The 4,078-nt window shown below is 69.3% G+C and carries 1 protein-coding gene and 3 pseudogenes; all 4 read left to right on the top strand.

What is annotated here, in order from left to right; all coding sequences use genetic code 11:
- Positions 1–275: 275 nt before the first annotated feature.
- A pseudogene (locus ASG40_RS22435) lies at positions 276–616 on the top strand (calcium-binding protein); the annotation flags it as partial.
- 4 nt (positions 617–620) lie between these two features.
- Positions 621–849: pseudogene (locus tag ASG40_RS22580) on the top strand (hypothetical protein); the annotation flags it as partial.
- A 12-nt stretch (positions 850–861) separates the two neighbouring features.
- A pseudogene (locus ASG40_RS22465) lies at positions 862–1,260 on the top strand (calcium-binding protein); the annotation flags it as partial.
- A 1-nt stretch (position 1,261) separates the two neighbouring features.
- On the top strand, positions 1,262–4,078 hold a 2,817-nt coding region (locus ASG40_RS22425), incomplete at both ends, for a beta strand repeat-containing protein (protein ID WP_274533834.1).

Raw genomic sequence — 4,078 nt, 5'->3', positions numbered from 1 at the left:
CGGCCGGACAGGTGCGCCTGACCTTCACCTCCTCGGAGGTGGGCAACGGCAGCGGCCTCGATGCCGGCAACGGCCTGGCGGTGCGGTTGCAGGCCGAGGACGGYTCGGACGTCCCGACCGGCCCGGTCGGCCGCTACGACGACGAAGGCACYACCTTCGTGGCCGGARCGGGCGTGACCTTCGATGTCCGCGACATCAGCGGGACCCAGCGCGGCGACGCCTTCACCACCGCGACCCTCGGGACAAACCTCGGCGAGACGGTGACGGGCNCGGGCGTGACCTTCGATGTCCGCGACATCAGCGGGACCCAGCGCGGCGACGCCTTCACCACCGCGACCCTCGGGACAAACCTCGGCGAGACGGTGACGGGCACGKCCGGGGCGGACTACGTCAACGCCGGCCAGGGTGCCGACATCGTCACCGGCCTGGGCGGCAACGACTTCCTCGTGGGTGGGGCCGGCGACGACAGCCTCGACGGCGGAGCCGACGACGACAGCTTCATCGGCGGCGCCGGAAACGACGCGATCGTCGGCGGTCTCGGCAACGACACCGCGATCGTCAACGTCAGCACGGATGGGGCCGACAGCGTCGATCTCGGCGCCGGCGCCGACCGGGTNTTCATCGGCGGCGCCGGAAACGACGCGATCGTCGGCGGTCTCGGCAACGACACCGCGATCGTCAACGTCAGCACGGATGGGGCCGACAGCGTCGATCTCGGCGCCGGCGCCGACCGGGTCACGGTCAATGCCGCGACGGCCGGACAGGTGCGCCTGACCTTCACCTCCTCGGAGGTGGGCAACGGCAGCGGCCTCGATGCCGGCAACGGCCTGGCGGTGCGGTTGCAGGCCGNCGGCCGGACAGGTGCGCCTGACCTTCACCTCCTCGGAGGTGGGCAACGGCAGCGGCCTCGATGCCGGCAACGGCCTGGCGGTGCGGTTGCAGGCCGAGGACGGCTCGGACGGCCTTGCAGGCCCGGTCGGCCGCTATGACGACGAAGGCACCACCTTCGTGGCCGGGGCGGGCGTGACCTTCGATGTTCGCGACATCAGCGGGACCCAGCGCGGCGACGCCTTCACCACCGCGACCCTCGGGACAAACCTCGGCGAGACGGTGACGGGCACGGCCGTGGCGGACTACGTCAACGCCGGCCAGGGTGCCGACGTCGTCACCGGCCTGGGCGGCAACGACTTCCTCGTGGGTGGGGCCGGCGACGACAGCCTCGACGGCGGAGCCGACGACGACAGCTTCATCGGCGGCGCCNGGCGGACTACGTCAACGCCGGCCAGGGTGCCGACGTCGTCACCGGCCTGGGCGGCAACGACTTCCTCGTGGGTGGGGCCGGCGACGACAGCCTCGACGGCGGAGCCGACGACGACAGCTTCATCGGTGGCGCCGGAAACGACGCGATCGAGGGGGGCGCCGGTATCGATGCGGCGGTCGGCTATGCGGCCGGCTTCACGCTGAAGATCGGCACGGATGGACGCTGGATCGTCTCCAACGGCACCGAGACGGACACCCTCACGAACGTCGAGAAGGTCACGATCGGCGCCACGACCTACCTGCTCGTCGACAAGGCCGCCGACGGCGGGTTCGCCTCGATCCAGCAGGCGGTCAACGCGGCCAACGGCGGAGAAACGATCCTCGTCGCACCCGGCACCTACGCGGAATCCGAAGGACACGACGCCGGCGATACGGTCGGTTACCGCTCGGGTCTCACCATCGACAAGGCCAACCTCACCATCCAGGCCGTCGCGGCCGACGGGACCCCGATCAGCTCCGCCGCAGCGGCGGGTGCGGTCACCGTCCAGAGCCTCTTCATCAACACGGGCTCGGACTACATCAGCGTGACCGACGCGGCGGACGGTCTGACGCTGGTCGGCCTCAACTTCACGCGGCCGGCCGGAGGCATCGCCTCGGCCAACACCGGAACCATCACCGGCGACGTCAAGGCGTTCCTCTCGGTCCATGCCGACGGCGTCGAGATCACGGGCTCGGTCTTCTCGACGACGGGAGCGTCCTACGCGATCGAGTTGAGCGAGTACGCCGCCGGCGGCGTTGACAGCTACGACATCCACGACAACGTCATCGGCAAGCCGATCTGGCTCCTGAGCGGGGCCGGTGACGGCCTCGACGACGGCAACGAGATCATCCGCGACAACGTCTTCACCGGATCGATCGCCACCGGCAGCGCCTCGGCGGTCTATCTCCAGGGCGTCGGCGTGGCCGGCTTCGAATCGGCCGATCCGTTCCTGCCGGACGTGTTCACCGGCAACAGCTTCAACGATGCGATCCCGGCACCCGTCCTCATCCGCACCAACGTCGGAAACACCCCCGCCGGTCTCGCCACCGCCGAGGATCTGGCGGCCATCGTCGCCGACAACTTCACCGCGGGGGAGACCTGGGCCTACGTCCTCGACGGCAATGGCGATCCCCGCCAGGTCGTCGCCACGGCGACCGTCCGCGACGTGTACGTCGCCTCGTCGGTCGACGCCCTGAACCGGATCCAGCAGGGTACCATCGGCGCACCGGTTCCCGCGTCCGGCCTCGATACCATCCTGGCGGGCGACACCCTCGTCCTGAACCAGCCGGGCACGAGTTCGATCACGCTCTTCGACAACGACCTCACGGTCGTCGCCACGGCGGCGACCACGGACCTCACGATCAACCTCGCCGCGCTCGGCAGCAATGCCAACACCGGCGCGGTGACGACGATCACCCTCGGCGACGCCGCGCTCGGCGTGGGTGCCGATGTCGATGTCACCGGTAACGGGCTCGACAACGTCATCACCGGCAACGCCGGCAACAACACGCTCAACGGCAACGGCGGCGGGGACACCCTGTCGGGCGGTGCGGGCTCCGACTTCCTCATCGGCGACAGCGGCGACGACGTTCTCGAAGGTGGAGCCGGGTCCGACATCGTTTCCGGCGGTGCCGGCATCGACAGGGCGGTCTTCGCAGGCGACTTCTCCAGCTACACCGTGGTGCGCAACGGCGGGACCTACATCGTCACGGATGGCACCGACACCGACACCGTGACCGGCGTCGAGAGCTTCACGTTCGGCGGCAGGACGCAGAGCGTGATCGACAACCCGGATGCGGTCGTCACGGTGGGACCCAGCATCGTCTCCATCCTCGATGCCGATGACGGGACGGCAACGCTGACCGTCCAGGAGAATGCGGCCGCGGCCACGCCGGTCGCCTTCGTCACCGCCTCCGATCCCAACCTCGGCACCATCGGCGACGTGCTGACCTTCTCCCTCGTCACCGCCGGCGGCGGCACCTACACCGGCCCGTACGCCATCACCAAGACGGGTGCGGGTACCGCGACCATCACGGTCACCAGCAGCCCCGATTTCGAGGTCTCGGCCGCGGCGAGCTTCGTGGTGAAGGTCACCGACGCAGGCGGCGCTTCCGCGACGCAGGCGGTCACGATCGCCGTCACCGACGTCAACGAGACGCCGACAGCCCTCGTCTTCGACGGCGATCCGGTGTTCGAGAACGATACCGGTGTCATCGTCGGCGAGGTCTCCGCGACCGACCCCGACGGCGACACGCTGGTCTACTCGGTCTCCGACGAGCGGTTCGAGATCCGCACGATCACCGGCGAGGGGTCGTTCCTGGCACTCAAAAGCGGTGTGGCCCTCGATTTCGAGACCGACGCCCCGCTCTCGGTCACGCTCACGGCGACCGATGCCGACGGCGCCTCCGTATCGAACACGGTCGCGATCGACCTGCGCGACATCAACGAAGCACCCACCGCGATCGCCCTCGACAACAACACGGTCGACGAGAACCAGGCCGGCGCCACCGTCGGCATCCTCACGGTCTCCGATCCCGACGCCGGCGACACGGTGTCCTACACGGTCAACGACGCCCGCTTCGAAGTCGTCGAGGTCTCGGGTCAGGCCATCCTCAAGCTCGTCGACGGCAGCGCTCTCGACTTCGAGGATGCGTCCGTCCTCAACCTGACCGTTGGGATCACGGCGACGGACGGGGGTGGCGCGACGTTCACGAAGGACTTCACGATCGTGGTCAACGACGTGGACGAGGCGGCGACCGGGGCGGCGACGCAGACGGT

Origin of the sequence: Methylobacterium sp. Leaf399 (assembly GCF_001424525.1) — a bacterium.
GTDB lineage: Bacteria > Pseudomonadota > Alphaproteobacteria > Rhizobiales > Beijerinckiaceae > Methylobacterium.
This window is presented reverse-complemented; position numbering and strand designations above follow the sequence as displayed.